An 18,458-nucleotide genomic window follows, 5' to 3' on the forward strand; every position below is an offset into this window, starting at 1 on the left:
ATTTGATATGAAAAAATATATTATTCATAATTTGTTTATTCTTCTCTGTTTCTTATTATCTGCCTGCAATGACTGGTTGGACGTAAAGCCTAATTCTCAGACGGAATTAGACGAGATGTTTAGTTCTTACGATGGATTTAAAAGCGCCTTGACAGGTTGTTATATTAAATTGAAAGATCGTTCGTTATACGGTGAAAATCTAACAATGTCCCACATAGAATCCCTCGCACAATTATGGGCGCTACAGGAAAATTCACAGCGTCAGGCAGATTTATCGTTATCAAAGTATGATTATCAAAGCATATATGCTAAAGAAGCAATCACCGAAATTTATTCAGGATTTTATAATGTAATTGTACAGGCGAATACAATCATCGAACATATAGAAACTAACGGAAGTCATATCAATGATTCGGTTTCGTTTGCCCTTATTAAAGGAGAAACTTATGCCATCCGCGCTCTTTGCCATCTTGATATCCTTCGGATTTTCGGACAAATGCCGGAAAATCCGATACGGAAAGTACGGTTGCCTTATGCTGAAGAAGTATCTATAAAAAATCATCCTGCTTATTATGACTATGATACGTTTTGTGCAAAAATTGAAAAGGATTTATCCTTTGCCGAAACGGCACTCGAAAAGAAGGATCCCGTCATAAAACAAGGAATTACATATAATAATAACGAAGATGATCTGCATAATTATCGAGGGTTGGATTTAAATTATTACGCTGTAAAAGCATTGCAATCTCGTTTTTACTTATATACAAATCAACCGGATAAAGCATATGCCGCCGCCCGTGTGATTTATGATGCAATGCCTGTAAAATTAAGTGGGCTGGAGGATCTTAACAAAGGATACAATGCTTTACCTTCCGAATGTTTATTTGCTTTAAGTAATAACGAACTAATCGACTATTCTATTGATGTATTGGGATACGGCTCCCAACAATTACAACCCTCCCAGCTTTATATAACATCGGATATGCTTTCCAAACTATATCAAGGAGTGGACATAAGTTCTCACAACCGTTATGCTCTTTCGTGGAACAAAACGACCCCTGACATTTTGGGAGAGAACCGGCCCGTAGTAACTAAATATTATTATAACACATCAACATCCTATGCACCGGAAGTGTATCTTACAAAATTACAACTTGTTCCGATAATCCGGATGAGCGAAATATATCTTATTTTAATGGAGACCACCCGCGACTTGGAAGAGGCAAATGCTCTATATACAGATTATATGATGTCGCATAATGTAGGGAAAATAGATCAATTCACATCGTTGGAAAAAGTGAAAACTTTTGTTATTGACGAGATTCGTAGAGAATTTTACGCAGAGGGACAGATGTTCTATACGTATAAACGTCATGGAATACGCCGAATGCTATTTGCTAACGAGGATATAGGAGAGGAGCAATTTATTGTTCCGTTACCTGACACAGAATATAATCCTGCCGAATTGAATCGATAATTTATAAAAATTTGAGACGGATATGAAAAATCATTTTTTTCAATTTATAGAGGGTATCATTATAGGATTTCTGGTTTTGACAAGTTGTGAAGAAAAACTGGTTCCCTATAGTAATGAAATATGCTGGTTACGCTTTAATGTATCCCCAGCTGATACCTCACAATCTTATTCTTTTGTTTATGAGGGAGAAAACAGGATACGAGATACCCTTTGGATTAAGGTGAAAACCATCGGTAATGTCACAAACCATGACAGAAAAGTAACCTTTACACAAATCATCACAGATACGATAAATGCAGAACCGAATCTACATTATGTTGATTTTGATAATTCGGAATTAGCCGATTTGTACGTAATTCCGGCGAATAAAACGGAATCTCAAATTCCGGTTATACTTAAACGGGACAAATCATTGCAGCGCCAAAATGTTTTGCTTAAATTCTCAATCGGAGAAAATAGCGACTTTAAACCCGGATTTGTTCTTCCCGAAAAATTGGAAATATGGATTACGGATCAAGTTATTAAACCTGCCAATTGGAGTGAATTTGTCGATTGGTATATAGGGCCTTACGATAAGGCGTTGCATCAGTTTTTAATTGAGGCTAGTGGTGAAAAATGGGATTACGATTATTTAAATGAATTGGGTCTAATAGTTCCCGAATTCGAGGATGACTGGCCTATATATACCAATGATAATTATGATGAAGCCTATTTTACCTATCTCATCTGGACATTGCAAAAAGCCTTGAAAGAAGAAAACGAAAGGCGTGCGGCTACTGGGTTAGGCCCTTTGATGAGGGACGACAATACCGTAATGACTATTGGAGATTAGTAATTTTAAATGCAAACGAATATGAATATAATAAAATATATGTTCTCGATTTCATGTATCTTATACACTTTGGCAAGTTGCTCTGATGATAACGAGAATTTTTCCCATATGGAGATATCGGACATTGAAATCCTTGGTGTAGAAGAAAGCTACCGGAAATATAGCATGCAGGATTCATTGATCATACCGATAACAATCAGAAGCGGTTATGATGAAGAGGATTTAAAATATGCCTGGTTTATTTATAAAAAGAATGATAAGGAATCGGTAGATACGATCAGTAGGGAAAAAGATTTGAAGTATCCAATAACTGAGGAGCCCAGCGAATATTCGGTTGCAGTAAAGGTTCAACATGCGGTTAATCATTATGCGGTATACGCAAAAACAACATTAAATGTGGAAACTGCTTTTTCCCGTGGATTCTATATATTAAAATCTACTCCTGAAGGCAACACGGATATCGATTTCAGAGCGGAAGACGGGAAGCCCGGTTACGATCTATTGTCTAAATCGTTGGGGGCGCCCTTAAACGGATATCCGCAAACATTGGCACAAATGATCAATTATCCTTTTGTGAATAAAGAAACAAATAAAAGAGTCTATGGATATGCACTCGGCATTACAACGGAAAAAGACCTTTGCCTAATGGAAGTGAAAAATATGTCGTTGATTCACGATCGTAATACGCTTTTTTTTGGAGGAGAAAATGAAAATAGAGGAAAACCTGGCCGTTTTGCACGAGGATATCTAAATGAACATTATATTTCCGCCGACGGTTGCTATTCTATCTCTGCAGGGAAGAATCTATTCGGAACAAATTTAAGTACAGGACGCTTTCCTCAACCCGACCCAACACAAGGAGGAAGTAAATGGATTGCATTTCACAATGCTCCCTATAATTGGGGGTTTCTTTATTGGGATGAAATAAACAGGCGTTTCCTGTCTCTTGATTTTTATGGAAATGTTTCGACTTTTGCAGGAGATGAAGCAGAATATCAGCCGAATAATATTAATGGTAAGGTTGTATTTATGGGGACGACTCACTTTGCTGAAGCAAATGATATATATGCCGTACTACAAACCCCCGGTAATGAAAAACGGAGCGTCTATCAACTGTCTTATACAAGGGATGACAATCCGATTAAGAAAGTAACCATTATGGAAGCTGATTCGAAATTTAGCCAGGCTGACCATTATGCTATTTGTGTTCATTCCGCACCCATTCTTTATTATATAGCGGATAATCAGCTTTATTATTATTCATTTGTTACAGAAACAGAGGCCCCTATTACAACATTACAGGGATTACCTGTTGGAGAGAAAATTAATTACGTATCCAATCGTTTCTGGAAAGCTTTACGCGATGTTTCTTTTGATTATCTGGTAGTGGGAACGACTGCCGGTAACGGAAATTATACGCTTAGCATGTATAATATGATCGGAGGCCAACCAAATGGCAATCCCGTAATACAATTTCGGGGCGTCGGAAAAATAGCCGATGTGCAGTATGTTTCGCCTCTTTTTAATGAGATCTGGGATTGGGACTCATCCGGCTATGGCTTAAGTTATTGATAGTGTATTATTATTTGGCCGGGAAAATTTTTAATATATTAAAAATGTAATTATCCAATAATGAATAATTTCCACTCGTTATATAATTTATAAATGAAAAAAATATCTTTAATATTCAGTATTCTTCTATTTTCTTTATCCATTTTATCTCAAACAAATTTTCGCAATATATCCTACGACGAAGCGTTGGCTATTGCAAAGGCTGAAAAAAAATTCGTATTTATCGATTTTTACACTGTTTGGTGTGGTCCTTGTAAAATGATGGATAAACAGGTGTTTCCACAAAAAAAAGTAGGGGATTTCCTTGACAAATATTTCATTTGCATCAAATTGGATGCGGAAAAAGAAGGCGCTGAATTAGCCGCTATTCATAAACTTAAAAGCTATCCTACTTATATAGGAGTTGATACGGACGAAAATGTAATGGTGACCAAGATAGGAGCATCAGACGCCGATGAATTGATTGCATCTATCGAGCGTCAGATTAATCCGGAAAAGAGTTCTGAGCGCTTGAAGGAACGTTACCGGTCTGGAGAGCGTTCGGCCGAATTGATTGTGGCTTACGTAAGCATGAAAATCGAGGAATTGTGGAACGAAGAAAGCAATCCGACTAAGGAAAAACAAGAAGCTGTTTTCGATATTGTTCGGGATTATTTTACAGGATTAAATGATACTGAACGACTGTCTGAAGAAAATGTGTTTGTATATAATTATATTACCTCCCCGACAGACGCCATGGCACAATATATGATTGCCAATCGGAACCGGTTTGCCTTGTCGATAAAAAATCAAATCGAAAATCGGATCAATCAAATGCTTAATGAGCAGCTAATTGATTATTTGACTGCGACAGTTCCTTATGACGAAAGTATCTACCAATTCATTAAAAAGAATATCCTTGATTCAGGCCTAAATAAAGAAAATACCTATACAGCAGCCTTTCGTTTGATTGAAAGTCATGCAAAAAAGGATTTGAATGCTTATTTGGCCCTTTGTGAAGAAATATTTTCCGATTTACCTAAAAGGCAACAAGCTTCTCTATTAACACACTTCTCTTCCAACATTGACACCGAAGACGAATTTATCCGGAAGAGGGCATCAAAGTTTATACGCAGTCAATTACATACTTTAGAGGCAAATATGATTTATTTTGTAGCAATGGATTTAATTAAAATAGAAGAAGGCATTGACAAGCAAGAATAAATTATAAAAGAAGAAACGAATCCTTGCCAATTTTGCCAATTAACTTCCCCTCTTTTTTCGAAGAGGGGAAGTTAATTGTTTTCTCTTCCATACACTAATCATTAAAAGATATTTATACCTATGAAATCATGGGTTTACTCTGCAAAATTAGAAACTCCTTTTGAAAGAAACAATAATAAAATGGAATTCTTTTCATTTTTTATGGTTAAAAAAATCGCAGAAACCCTCAAAAGTGCCATTTTGCCGGCCGGAGATTTTCATATCATTGAAGTTTGCCTTCTTTCAAGTTTATGACTCCGATCTTTTCATAAAAATGGCCCAAATCACCTTGTATGATAACGCTTTTACCCAATCGTTCGGGATGATTCTTTATCGTTAAGTTATTCCGGATATCACTCTTAGGCAATTGTACCGGAATAACGCACTCTACGTCCGGCCCTGTGGGAGTCAACCCAAGAAGAATATTCGTCTCTTTTGCATCTGATACGTCATCGGGCATGATGAAATAGTTTTTATCGCTTTTTGCATATCCGACGATATATCCTTTCACCCATACATCGTTTTCTCCGTCATGTTCTTTTACTTGCAGCACCGTATAGGGATTTTCCTGCGTGCCGTCGCCGGGCGTTTCGTTGCCGGGAAGTAGGGTGAAATCTTCGGAAGACTGGGTAATCCACTTGCCGATGTTTGAATTTGCGATGGCTGCTGTCTGTGTACCCGATTGCAATATTATATTGTAGGTGTACAACCGCATTTTCTCGAAAGTCGCTCCCTCTTTTAACCGGCTGGTATAATGATTGTCCTCACCCAATGAAAAACTCAGTTCGCAGCCCGACAGGTCTGCGCTCGGGAGTAAGATAGCTTCTGCCGTTTTGCCGTCCGTACTGACCTTAAAAGGAATATCTCCTATCTCATTTTGTCCCGTAAGCGTACTGTCTTTCAGGGAAAAATTCGCTTTCTTTTCCCTATTGCTGATTTTGACGTTTATTCGGCTTAAGTCCGTCGAAGGATTATCGGAAGAGATGTTCAGGACTACCTTAGATAGTTGATGGCGGAAAAACAGATTTACTTCCGTATCTCCCGATTTCAATCCAATGGCATTGTTGGAAAACAACAGGTCGATGGCTGCCTGATCGGTTTGATCGCTCACATCCACCGGTACCGTTAAATCCGTTGCGATATCCTTTGTATACGGATAATAACTGATAAAATCTACTTTCGATCCGTCGGAGGGAAATTCGATGGCGTTTGCCTCATTTTTTGGTAAGAACTTCGTATCACCCACATTTACATATTGAATGTTGCTGATTAAAGCGTCGGCGAAAAGTGAGCCGCCGGATTTCATCATATAAATACCAATCGAATCTCCGCTACTCCACATGTCGTTCGTCATCCTTGATTTGAGATCGAGGACAGTCGCGTTAATCTGTGGATTGTTTTCAGCGACAGACTCATCGGCTTTGTCGCCTTTGCATGATGCCAGCAAAAAAAATGCCGGCAACCAAAAAATAAAATACTTTTTCATATTATTGATTTTATCGAATGAATAAAAACATCCGCTTCTGTGTGCCGTTAGATGTGTACATAGAGGTGTGACTTAGAGTTACAAAGGTATAAAGAAGAAAAACTAAAAAGAAAAATTTTGACGAAAAAATGAGTTTTCCCGCTGAAGTCGTATTCTTTATTCCGGTTTATGATGATTATCCGTTATTTATCATATAGGGATATTGCAGGGTGCAATGAAATGTGTTTTCCGTCACGACACACATAATTATTTAAATAAATATGATTTAGTCAGTTTCTTGATAAAAAGGGATCTACAGTTCAAGTGAAAATCCATTAAAAAAGTCTGCCAAAGAGATATCCATATACTTGCAAATTTTATATAAAGTACTAATTGTTATATTTGATTTGCCTGACTCAATTCTCCCTATATTAATATTCGTATCAAAAGTAAAGACTTCTTGGGTAATAGATCTTTCTTCGCGAAATTGCTTTATCCGAAGTGCGATAGCCGATAGTAATATGTCATTTGTTTTTTGCTCTATCATTTGAGAACAAAAATCGGACATTAAATCAATATTTATAACTACATATATGTATGCGCGTATGAAAATTATTTTATACCTTTCCTCTAAAAATCCCCATGACAACCCTTAATAATAACCCGTATACTCATTTAATATACAGAACCTTACTTATGTCTTTATTTCATGGGCAGGCACGGGAAAACCACCCGTCTTTATTTTTAAAGACCGGAATAATGGAATAATAATATACTTTCCTCTACGAGCTTTCCTGTCTCACACGCGCTTTCATTGCCGGCAAAGCCTGTCGATCATTTTGAGAACACGGGATCATGTTTTTCAACATGTCGCCACAAAGGTAGGGAACTGAGGTGATGCCGGAAGAAACCATCCGGTGGGAAGGTTTCTCAACCAGGCGTTACCGCCTGTAAATTTCTGTTGGCATCAAAGGGTTGCCCTGTTTTCAACACGTTAAAAATGATTACCAGTATTTTACGTGTTATAGCCATTAACGCCTTCTGCGATTTCATCCGTCTGGAGAGCTGATTGTACTTTTTACCCAAAAACGACCTTTTCGAACGGGCTGCCGACCAGGAAACTTGAATAAGCGACTTTCTAAGATACTTGTTCCCGTGAAGGGTTTTACGGGACTGTATCTTGCCCGCCGACTCATCGTTCCTGGGGCGTAGCCCGGCCCAGCCCACTAACTGGGAAGCCGAACCGAAGGCGCCCATGTCATTGCCGATTTCAGAGAGGATACACATCGCGCTGTATTTTTGGATGCCCGGTATGGTACACAGCAATGAGATTTCCCTTGCATAATATTTATCCGCAAGTTCTTCTAAATGGTTAAGGCAAGCAGCCTGCTGTTTTTCAAACAAATCCAGTTGTTCCATACATTGTTTGAGCAATTCAATGTCAGTTGGGCACAGTACTCCGTCCAGGGAATCGCCAATGACCTGGTCCCCGTGCTTGTTCCTGATACGTCCGTGAACCAGCCGGGCAAGTTTGCCGCGGTCGCGTTCCCCCTGTATGAGGGCATTAATGATCTTGCGTAGCGAGACATTGTTCCCCTGGTTCGAGACATAGTTGCTGAACCGGATGTTACAGCGCTGCAACTGGTTGTCCAGTTGTTGTTCAAGACGGACCCGGTTTTTGGTGAGACGGAAGCATTGCCTGCCGTATTGACGCATTTCCTGTAATACCCCCTCGGGTACGAAGCTGCCTTTTATTAAACCCTTCTGGAGGCATTGGGCTATCCAATGAGCGTCCTTCACGTCACTTTTACGGCCGGGCAATTGCCTGATGAAATAAGGGTTGGCCAGTTTTAGCGAAAAATCAGACGCCAGGACATGCCACACAGGCATCCAATAGATGCTGGTACTCTCCATGGCGACTCTGCCACAGCCATGCGACACCAAGGTGTCACGCAGGGAGGTTAGCTCGGGGGTGAGTGTCCCGAAACGCTTCTCGAAAATTTTATTGCCTTGCTCGTCCAGAATACAAGCAAATACACTATCTTTGTGAACGTCAAGGCCACAAGCTTTTTCCATAAATTGCCGGAATTTAATTGTTAGACAATTAGTTAATTTTATTGGTCAAAGAACCAACTTTCAAAGGTAACATTTGTGCTTCGAGCACGGTACGGTAAGCCTGAAAAAGTTCAAGTGGCCTTGATTTTTATTTCACGCGCTTGGAAATACCCTAATTTTCATGTAATTTTGACAGAAATATACATATCATTTTTATTTTGCATATTCCATAAGTCTTTGTATGAATAAGAAAATTAAAGCTATTTGCCTCTTTTTTTTAATACTGTTTCTTGCTTGTTGCGAAGACAGTAATAAGAAAACCTATACCATAGGATTTTCCCAATGTATGTTGGATGATGTGTGGAGGCAAGCCATGAAAATCGAAATGAATATCGAAGTGTCCAATTATGACAATATCGAGATTATCGTGAAAGATGCGGAAGAAGATAATCAAAAACAAATACAGCAAATAAGAGAACTGATTAATAAAAAAGTAGACGTTCTGATTATTTCTCCCAATGAACCGAACAGTGTTACGCCTATTGCCGTGGAAGCCTATCGAAAAGGAATCCCGACGATTATCGCAGACCGTAAGATAAATTCCGATGAGTACACAAGCTACGTCGGCGGCGACAGTTACCAAATAGGAAAAATGGCCGGAGAACATGCAAGTGGCTTATTGCCTGACCCTGCTACTATTCTTGAAGTATGGGGGACTACTACGACTTCCCCGGCCATAGAACGCCATCAGGGATTTATAGACGGGCTGGACAAATCAAAAAAAATATCCATTATCCCTATAAATGGGAAATGGCGGCGAGAGATTGCTAAACAAGAGACTAAAAAACTGAAACACTATTCGGATATCGGCCTCATTTACGCCCACAACGATGTGATGGCGATCGGCGCAAGGGAGGCTATTGCTGAGCTCGACTCGACGCAGTTGGAACGACTGAAGATATTGGGCGCAGACGGTTCTTTCGGTAAAGATGCCGGATTGGAAGCGGTAGTAGACGGGCGGCTGGATGGTTCGTTTCTTTATCCCACCGGAGGCGATCAGATTATTAAGGTGGCGATGAAGATATTGAAAGGGCAACCGGTCGAAAAAAAATACATTCTGAATACAGCGAAAATCGATAAATCTACAGCACAAACCTTATTATTACAGTCCGACCAATTGGTCAGTTATCAGAACCGGATAGAGCAGCAGCGGAAAAATCTGGATGCTATTCTGAATAAATTCAGTATTTTACGCCATTCGCTTATCGTCATTGTATCTCTTATGTTAGTGCTCTTGCTATTTTCAATCTATGTGTATTATATCAATCGAAAAATCAATAAACGCAATATCGAACTCCGCTCGAAAAATAAAGAGATCGAAGAACAAAAGCAGCAATTATTGGTCTTAAATGAAAAAATAAAGGAAGTAAACGAGCAGAAGATCCGTTTATTTATGAATGTCTCTCACGAGATAAGAACTCCTTTAACTCTCATTGCAAGTCCTCTGGATAAATGGTTGAAGAACGCGCAGACGCCACCGCCGCTTACGGATATGATACGGATGAAGAAGAATGTCGACCGATTGACACGGATCATCAATCAACTTTTGGATTTTCAGGGTATCGAAAACAACGAGTCGCAGTTAACTGTCGGCCAGAAAGATATCGTTTCTTTTGCCGAATCGGTAAAGTCTCTCTTTGACGAGTTAGCCGAATCGAAACAAATCCGGTATGTTTTTACGTCCGATAAACCGTCTGCATTATTATGGTTCGATTCTGATAAAATGGAGAAGATATTGGCGAACTTATTATCGAATGCGTTCAAATTCACGCCGGAAAACGGGGAGATCGCGTTAGCCATCCATTCTACAGAGGAGAAAGTGTCGATTGTGGTGGAGGATAACGGATGCGGGATAAAACAAGAAAAACTTCCTTATATATTCGACCGCTTTTACACCGATGGTTCTGAAGAGAATACCGGTAACGGTATCGGCCTTCATTTGACACAAGAGTTTGTGAAGATGCACGGAGCAACAATACGGGTTGAAAGCGTTCCCTCACAAAGAACCGCTTTTATCGTCGATATCCCTACGGGAAAAGATCATTTGCCGGAATTCAGCATATTCGAGGCGGAGAATAACCCTCTTGCATCGGGAAAAATGCTTATCGATACTGAGATAACAAAAGAACTGATAGATAAAAAATATCCTTATACGGTGTTGATCGTAGAAGACGATGTCGAAATCAGGGAGTATCTCTCGGAAGAATTGTCCGAAAACTTCCATATCCTTACCGCCGGAAACGGACTGGAGGCAATCCGGGTGCTGAATGAGCCGGGCAACCATGTAACTCTTGTGATAAGCGACATACTTATGCCGTCGATGAATGGTTTCGAGTTATGTAAAAAGATTAAAACGTCGCCTGAATTGTCCGATATTCCCGTTATTTTATTAACCGCCTTAGGTGATATTGATCACCGCATGTACGGTATTGCCGAAGGGGCCGACGATTATATACAGAAACCGTTCAACACCGATTATGTAAAGATAAAAATCATCCGCTTATTAGAAGAACGCCAGCGGCTACAAAAAAGGTTCATGCGGATTATGCAAGCAGGAGGTATTCCTATGATCGCCGGGGAAGAACAGATGGACGATAGCGATAAGATCTTTATATCGAAATTTGTATCGTTGTTGGAATCTTCATACGCGAAAGACGATATGTCGGTAGAGAAACTCAGTAGGGAAATGAATGTGTCAAGGGTGCAATTATATCGAAAGATAAAAGAAATCACCGGATTTACACCTGTCGATTATCTGCGCAATTACAGGCTGACCAAAGCGGTGGAATTATTACAAAAACGTCGCTTTTCCATTAGCGAAGTAGCCTTTCAAACCGGGTTTTCCTCACCGGCGTATTTCACAAAATGTTTTAGAGATGCATTTAATATGACCCCGACCGAATATCTCGATAAGAATTAATCTATCCATAGTCACATACCGGATATCCCTCTCCGGAAAAATATTTCATTTTTGTTTCATTCTCGTATCATTTTTGTAATCAAGTGTGTTAATCATGCTCGAGATTACAAATTTGATAGCTTTCGTAACGTTTTTTATTGTTTATTCTTATTCCTTTCCATATCATTGCATTCGAATATGTAGAAAAATCTATGAAGAAGACTGTTAATTATGAATTACAATGAAGAATTTTATTTTTAAACCAGCAATGAAGATTATGCTAAAAAAACTATTTATCTTAGCGTGCGTACTAGCTTTACCTTTTCTGTCTCAAGGTCAAAGCCAAACTACTAGAGGAACAGTCATTTCCGAGGCTGATAAGCATCCGATTATTGGAGCAAATATTCAGGTGAAAGGAAAAACTGTAGGGACAATAACGGATCTCGACGGAAACTTCAGCTTGGACGCAAGTGAAACCGATGTGTTGATCGTTTCGTATATCGGGTTTAAGACAGTAGAAGTACCGGTTGAAGGGAAACTGCAGTTTAATATCGAATTATTCGAAGATAATCAACTGCTTAACGAAGTGATAACTGTCGGATATACGACACAGCGTAAAGTCGATCTTACCGGAGCTGTAGGTGTTGTTAAAATGAGTGATGTCGAGGATACGAGTTCTGGAAATGTCATGCAGGCCCTGAAAGGTCGTGTCGCAGGGATGCAGATCAGCACGAGTGGTGCACCAGATGGCGGCTCAACAATAAGGATACGCGGAATAGGTACTTTAGGAAATAACGATCCGCTATATATAATAGATGGCGTGCCGAGTAAACGATCAATGAATGAGTTGAACTCTAATGATATTGAGTCGATCCAAGTGCTTAAAGATGCTTCGTCGGCAAGTATTTACGGGTCACGTGCAGCAAATGGGGTTATTATTATTACAACCAAAAAAGGTAAAGCAGGTGAAACGAAAGTCGATTTCCGGGCTTCCCTTACTGCTCAGAATTATGCAAGATCGCTTAATCTGCTGAATGCAAAAGAACGGGCGGCTGTGCAATGGCGCGCGGCACTTAATGACGGTGTAGACCCTAATTTTGGTGTTTATAATTTTAAGTGGCATAGAGAGAATGAAGCTGATATATTGGACGACGTTATTTTCCCAGAATATCTGGATAGTAAAAAAACAATGCGTCCTGCCGATACCGACTGGCAAAAAGAGGTGGGAAGAACTGGCATTATCCAGAACTATAATATGACCTTGACGTCAGGAACCGAAAGAGGTCATGCTTTATTCTCTCTTGACTATTATGGAAATGATGGTATAGTGAAAGGAACCGACTTTAGCCGGATTTCCACCCGTATCAATTCAGACTATTATCTGGTGGGCAAAATGATAAAAATAGGAGAGAACTTGTCTTTGTCAAAAATCAGAAAATCTGTTGTCGATCCGGGGTGGATACTAAATTTGACACATGAGGTATGGCCTATCGTCCCCGTTCATACTATTGACGGATCAGGTTGGGGAGGCCCCGTAAGCGGAATGGGTGACCGCCATAATCCGGTAAGGATTATCCAAGATAATAAACAAAATCATGAAGACTTCTTGCGCTTGTTCGGAGATGTATATATTGATATTGAACCTGTCAAAAACCTTCATTTGCAATCAAAGTTCGGTATAGACTATACCGGTTTCTGGAAACGCAATACACAGTTGAAATACGTCTCGGGCTTTATGTCAGAAAACACGAACAGGGTAGATAACAATGCTAATTATGGGGGTAACTGGATTTGGAGTAATACAGTTAATTACAAATTTGACATAGGAAAACAGAATTTCGATTTACTTGCCGGTCAGGAGTTGATAAAATACAGTTATGAAGAGTTTTCGGCAGGTAGAAACGATTTCGCTATTGAGACTCCGGAATATATGTACCTAAATGTGGGTACAGGAGATATGCGTGTAGGGGGATGGGCAACGAGCTATGCTTTGGCATCATTTTTTGGTAAACTGAATTATAACTACGATAATCGCTATTTGTTATCTACTACTTTGCGTTACGATGGATCTTCGCGTTTTGGCAAAAACAACCGATGGGGTACATTTCCGGCATTTTCTTTGGGGTGGAGAGTCAGTCAAGAACAATTTTTCACAGAAGTACTCTCGGTTGTCTCTGATCTGAAATTTCGTTACGGGTGGGGCAGAACAGGGAATCAAGAAATTGGAGATTATGCTTCTTATGGTATTTATCAAGCACTTTACGGCTCTCGTCCTGTCGATGAACCCGATTACGGTACAGCCTATGATATATATGGCAATGGAAGCGGCTCTTTGCCCTCGGGTTTCAGGCGTACGCAAATGGCTAATCCTAATCTGAAATGGGAAGGCACAACACAAAATAATATGGGTGTTGATATGGGATTTTTCGATCAAAAGATTACATTCTCATTTGATTATTTTCATAAACTTACGAAAGACATCTTAGTCAACCCTCCTTTCATAGGAACTATCGGAGAGGGCGGAGACCGTTGGGTAAATGGAGCTTCTATGAAGAATACGGGTTTTGAAGCTGTGGCTACCTACTATGGAAAAGTCGGCGAGGTAGAATACTCTGTTGCTGCTAATGCTTCACATTATAGTAACAAGATAACAAAATTACCAGAGGATGTAATCGGTTCGTATGCCGGAAACGGGAACGATCAGACAATACTCGGCCGTCCCTTAAGTTCCATGTATGGTTACCTTGCAGATGGGCTCTTTCGTACACAAGCCGAAGTGGATTCCCATGTCGCACAGACAGGAAAGGGGCTCGGACGTATCCGCTATGCCAACACAAATAATGACGACAAGATTGACGATGACGACCGGATATGGCTGGGGGATAAAGACCCTGAATTATTGTATGGAATAAATATTTCTGCAAAATGGAGAAATTTAGATTTCAGTATGTTCTGGAATGGTGTTTACGGATTGAAAGTAGATAATGGCGTAAAACGCTATTCCGATTTTATCGGTTTCTTTAGTGGACATAATTATGGCGACAGGACACTGGATGCTTGGACACCTCAGAATCCTGATTCTACCATACCGGCTTTGTCTCTGAACGATCTCAATAACGAACAGCGCTTTTCTTCTTATTTTGTTGAAAATGCATCTTATCTGAAGTTAGCCAATCTCGAGCTAGGATACACACTTCCCCCAATGGAAAATGCCAAATTCCTGAAGAACGTACGCTTTTATTTTATAGGCCAAAACATAGCCACTCTAAAAAGTAAAAACTTTACTGGGATTGACCCTGAGGTGCCTAACCTGACTTATCCTATTCCTTTTTCTTTAACTTTCGGTACTAACTTAACATTTTAAAAGACGTATGAAATATAATATATTAATTATCCTATCCGCATTGCTGATGATCAGCTTCACATCATGCGACGATTTCTTGAACGAAACACCTAAGGGCTCTGTATTCGAAGAGCAATTGGAGACACCTGAAAATATAGAAAAACTGGTTATAACAACTTATTCGGCTTTAGGCAATGAGCATTTCCAACAACCGCTGAGTCCATGGCCCTATGGTGATTTGCGTGCGGGGGATGCCTATAAAGGAGGGGCCGGAACAGGAGATATGGGCGATTTTCATCTGTTCGAAACCTTTGTTTATTTGAGAGATAATGTTGGAATGCTCGATAGAAGATGGTATCAAGGATATAAAGCTATTTCTCGCGCAAATACGGCGCTGGAAAAGTTAAATGCTATATCGAGCAGCGAAATGCCGACACGTGATTTGCGTATTGCCGAAGTTCGTTTTCTGAGAGCTCACTTTTATTTCGATCTTAAGATTTTATTCAAGTATATACCTTATGTAGATGAAACGATCCCCGTAGAAGAATATAAAAATATTTCAAATAGAGCGTTGACTGATAAACAAGGCTGGGAATATATTATTCAGGAATTCAGATATGCGGCTGATAACCTCACCGATCCCACAGGTGAACTGGGGCGGATAAATAAATGGATGGCAAAAGCTTATCTGGCAAAAGCTCTGTTGTATGCTGCTTACGAGCAGGATGAAAAAAACAATGTGATTTCTATCGATCAGAAAAAATTGAAAGAAGTTGTTTCTATTACCGATGAAATTATAGCATCGGGCAGATATGGCTTGGCGGATGACTTTGCCGATAATTTTCTGTGGGAAACTCAAAACGGTAAAGAATCTATTTTTGCTATTCAGTACTCGGTAAATGACGGTACAATGTTTGGACGCCTTGATTTTGGGGCGATGCTGAACTATCCGATGAATTCCGAATATGGATGTTGCGGATTCCATGCTCCTTCTCAAAATCTAGTCAATTCTTTCAAAACGGATAATAACGGATTACCTTTGTTTGATAGTTTCAATACGACCAGCATAAGTACGCCGGAAAATTTGCAAAATAACAATATAGATCCTCGTTTATTGCACTCTGTAGCCATACCGGGTATGCCGTATAAATATAAACCGGACTTTATATTCGAAGAGTCGTGGACAAGACAACCTGAAACCTACGGCGCGTTTATGTCGCTGAAAGAGGTCGTTCTACCTGATTGCCCTTGCTTTAAAAAACTACTGCCGTTTATGTCCAGTTCTAAGAACAGAGATATTATCAGGTATGATGATATGTTGCTGTGGCGTGCTGAAGCGCTGATCGAACAGGATCGCGAAGCCGAAGCATTACCTATTATAAACAGTATCAGGCAACGTGCGGCAAAAAGCACCACACTTCTGGTCGATATACAGGGGAAGAAAACCGGCAAATTTGTTGTGGAAGAATATAAGCCGGGAGCTAATTGCCCTGCATGGGATAAGACGTTTGCAACTAAATCTTTGCGATGGGAGCGCCGTTTGGAAATGGCGCTTGAAGGTTCGCGCTTTTTCGATTTGGTGCGCTGGGGGATAGCGGCCGAAACAATAAACAATTACTTTTCTGTAGAGAAAAATCGACGCCCATATCTTAACGAGGCAAAATTTACGAAGAATCGTGACGAATATTTTCCTATCCCTAAAGCACAAATAGATTTCAGTAAAAAATTGTATCAACAGAACTCTGGTTGGTAAAGTCCTCTAAAAAGTATATCTTGCACTGTTTTTATTTAGGGGCAAGATATACTCTAATATTTTTGAATAGTAATAATTAAATAATGTCGTATGAATTATTCTTTAATCCGAAAAATTGCAGTATTGAGTGTTTTCCTCTTTGTCGGGTTTTCCCTCTCGGCGAGAGAAATAAAAATGAAGATCAGTAAGAAGTACCTGAATTTCCCCGTTTCGAACGCGCAAAGCCGGAGTAAGATGACCTTCAAAGTAGAGGGGCAACCTGACTTGTCGGTAGTGATCCGTCTTGCTCCGGGTGAGGCAGACTACTGGGTATTTAAAGATGTTTCCAATCTGGAAGGGAAAATTCTAACCATCGGTTATGATGGAGATAGCGAAGGATTGAACCAAATATTTCAGGATGATCTGATTGTGGGGCAAGACAGTTTGTATAACGAAAAGAACCGCCCACAATTCCATTTCACCACACGCCGCGGATGGATCAATGATCCGAATGGCCTTATATACTACGAAGGGGAATATCATTTGTTTTACCAACATAATCCGTATGAGCGCGATTGGGAAAATATGCACTGGGGACATGCGGTGAGTCCAGATCTTGTCCATTGGGAAGAGTTACCCGATGCTCTATTCCCAGACGAGCTGGGTACGATGTTTTCGGGTTCTGCAGTGATCGATTACGAGAATACTGCCGGATACAATAAAGGAGAAACTCCTGCGATGGTCGCATTTTATACAGCCGATAGTCCGACAAAGCAAGTGCAATGTATGGCATACAGTCTTGATAAGGGCCGTTCCTGGACAAAATACGATAAGAATCCTCTGATTGATTCAAAACATATCTGGAACAGTAAAGATACGCGCGACCCCAAAGTGTTTTGGTACGCACCGGGCAATCATTGGACGATGGTACTTCATGAGCGAGATGGACATTCTATCTATACCTCTTCTGACCTGAAAGACTGGAAATATCAAAGCCATGTCACCGGATTCTGGGAATGCCCTGAGTTATTCGAACTTCCTGTGGATGGAAATCCGGAAAACACGAAATGGGTAATGTACGGAGCTTCGGGCACTTACATGCTTGGCTCTTTTGACGGAAAAGTGTTCACCCCCGAGAAAGGTAAATATCAGTATTCCTCAGGAGCTATCTATGCCGCACAGACTTACACGAATATGCCGGATGGAAGACGGATTCAGGTGGGATGGGGACGTATCACCCATCCGGAGATGCCTTTCAACGGGATGATGCTGTTGCCTACTGAACTGACACTGCGCACCACAAAAGATGGCCCCCGGCTGTTTAATGTACCTGTAAAAGAAACCGAAATGCTTTTTACTCCTGTTCATCGTTGGCAAAATCTTACTTCCGATAAAGCAAATGAGCTCTTGAAAGAGTTTTATGATATCGATTGCCTGCGTATCAAAACCGCCATTAAGTTATCGCATGCTACAGATGCCGGCTTTAATTTATTCGGCCAACGTTTGGTGGGTTACGATATGAATTTTAATACGATTAATGGCGTGTTCTATTCTCCTGAAGATATGACAAGCATGGAACTTTCTGCCGATATATATATTGACCGTACTTCGATTGAAGTATTCATCGATGGGGGAGCATATTCTTATTCTATGGAGAGAAAACCTGACAGTAATAACTCCGAAGGGTTTCATTTCTGGGGAAATAATATTGAAGTGAAAGACTTACAGGTTTTTTCCGTAAAGTCGATTTGGAACTAGCATAAAGCTCAGGTGAAATAGAC

At 40.1% G+C, this 18,458-nt stretch carries 11 protein-coding genes; 8 read left to right on the top strand and 3 right to left on the bottom strand.

All coding sequences use genetic code 11. The features are described from left to right. The first annotated feature begins 7 nt into the window (after window positions 1-7). The 4 genes from ABNK31_RS00250 to ABNK31_RS00265 all read left to right on the top strand — a co-directional run bounded on the left by ABNK31_RS00250 (window position 8) and on the right by ABNK31_RS00265 (window position 5,084). Window positions 8-1,477: a RagB/SusD family nutrient uptake outer membrane protein gene (locus ABNK31_RS00250; RefSeq protein ID WP_418893781.1), complete on the top strand. Its 1,470-nt coding sequence runs from the start codon at window positions 8-10 to the stop codon at window positions 1,475-1,477. A 22-nt stretch (window positions 1,478-1,499) separates the two neighbouring features. After that, window positions 1,500-2,309, top strand: a complete 810-nt coding sequence (locus ABNK31_RS00255; RefSeq protein ID WP_418893782.1) for a DUF4843 domain-containing protein — start codon at window positions 1,500-1,502, stop codon at window positions 2,307-2,309. A gap of 21 nt (window positions 2,310-2,330) precedes the next feature. Next, window positions 2,331-3,881 (top strand): PKD-like family lipoprotein, encoded by a 1,551-nt coding sequence (locus tag ABNK31_RS00260; protein ID WP_418893783.1) that lies wholly within the window; start codon window positions 2,331-2,333, stop codon window positions 3,879-3,881. A 93-nt stretch (window positions 3,882-3,974) separates the two neighbouring features. Continuing rightward, window positions 3,975-5,084, top strand: a complete 1,110-nt coding sequence (locus tag ABNK31_RS00265; protein WP_418893784.1) for a thioredoxin family protein — start codon at window positions 3,975-3,977, stop codon at window positions 5,082-5,084. 262 nt (window positions 5,085-5,346) lie between these two features. Here the strand turns inward: ABNK31_RS00265 and ABNK31_RS00270 are convergent, their stop codons facing one another. The 3 genes from ABNK31_RS00270 to ABNK31_RS00280 all read right to left on the bottom strand — a co-directional run bounded on the left by ABNK31_RS00270 (window position 5,347) and on the right by ABNK31_RS00280 (window position 8,664). Then, entirely contained in the window at window positions 5,347-6,609 is a 1,263-nt protein-coding gene (locus ABNK31_RS00270) for a fimbrillin family protein (RefSeq protein ID WP_418893785.1), read from the bottom strand. Window positions 6,610-6,901: 292 nt separating this feature from the next. Continuing rightward, a complete protein-coding gene (locus ABNK31_RS00275; protein ID WP_418893786.1) occupies window positions 6,902-7,156 on the bottom strand; it encodes a helix-turn-helix domain-containing protein in 255 nt (84 codons plus the stop codon). Between the two features lie 362 nt (window positions 7,157-7,518). Continuing rightward, the gene (locus tag ABNK31_RS00280; RefSeq protein WP_418893787.1) at window positions 7,519-8,664 is read right to left on the bottom strand and encodes an IS110 family transposase; all 1,146 of its coding nucleotides are present in this window, start codon (window positions 8,662-8,664) and stop codon (window positions 7,519-7,521) included. Window positions 8,665-8,884: 220 nt separating this feature from the next. Between ABNK31_RS00280 and ABNK31_RS00285 the strand changes: the two genes are divergently transcribed. The 4 genes from ABNK31_RS00285 (at window position 8,885) to ABNK31_RS00300 (ending at window position 18,435) form a co-directional block, all read left to right on the top strand. Beyond that, on the top strand, window positions 8,885-11,623 hold the full coding sequence (locus tag ABNK31_RS00285) for a substrate-binding domain-containing protein (protein WP_418893788.1): 2,739 nt from the start codon (window positions 8,885-8,887) through the stop codon (window positions 11,621-11,623). Window positions 11,624-11,843: 220 nt separating this feature from the next. Next, complete coding sequence (locus tag ABNK31_RS00290) at window positions 11,844-14,966, top strand: SusC/RagA family TonB-linked outer membrane protein (protein ID WP_418893789.1); 3,123 nt, start codon at window positions 11,844-11,846, stop codon at window positions 14,964-14,966. 7 nt (window positions 14,967-14,973) lie between these two features. Then, window positions 14,974-16,698 (top strand): RagB/SusD family nutrient uptake outer membrane protein, encoded by a 1,725-nt coding sequence (locus tag ABNK31_RS00295; RefSeq protein WP_418893790.1) that lies wholly within the window; start codon window positions 14,974-14,976, stop codon window positions 16,696-16,698. Window positions 16,699-16,788: 90 nt separating this feature from the next. Beyond that, complete coding sequence (locus ABNK31_RS00300) at window positions 16,789-18,435, top strand: 2,6-beta-D-fructofuranosidase (protein ID WP_418893791.1); 1,647 nt, start codon at window positions 16,789-16,791, stop codon at window positions 18,433-18,435. Window positions 18,436-18,458 lie beyond the last annotated feature (23 nt).

Source organism: Limibacterium fermenti (genome assembly GCF_041902845.1).
Lineage (GTDB): Bacteria > Bacteroidota > Bacteroidia > Bacteroidales > Dysgonomonadaceae > Limibacterium > Limibacterium fermenti.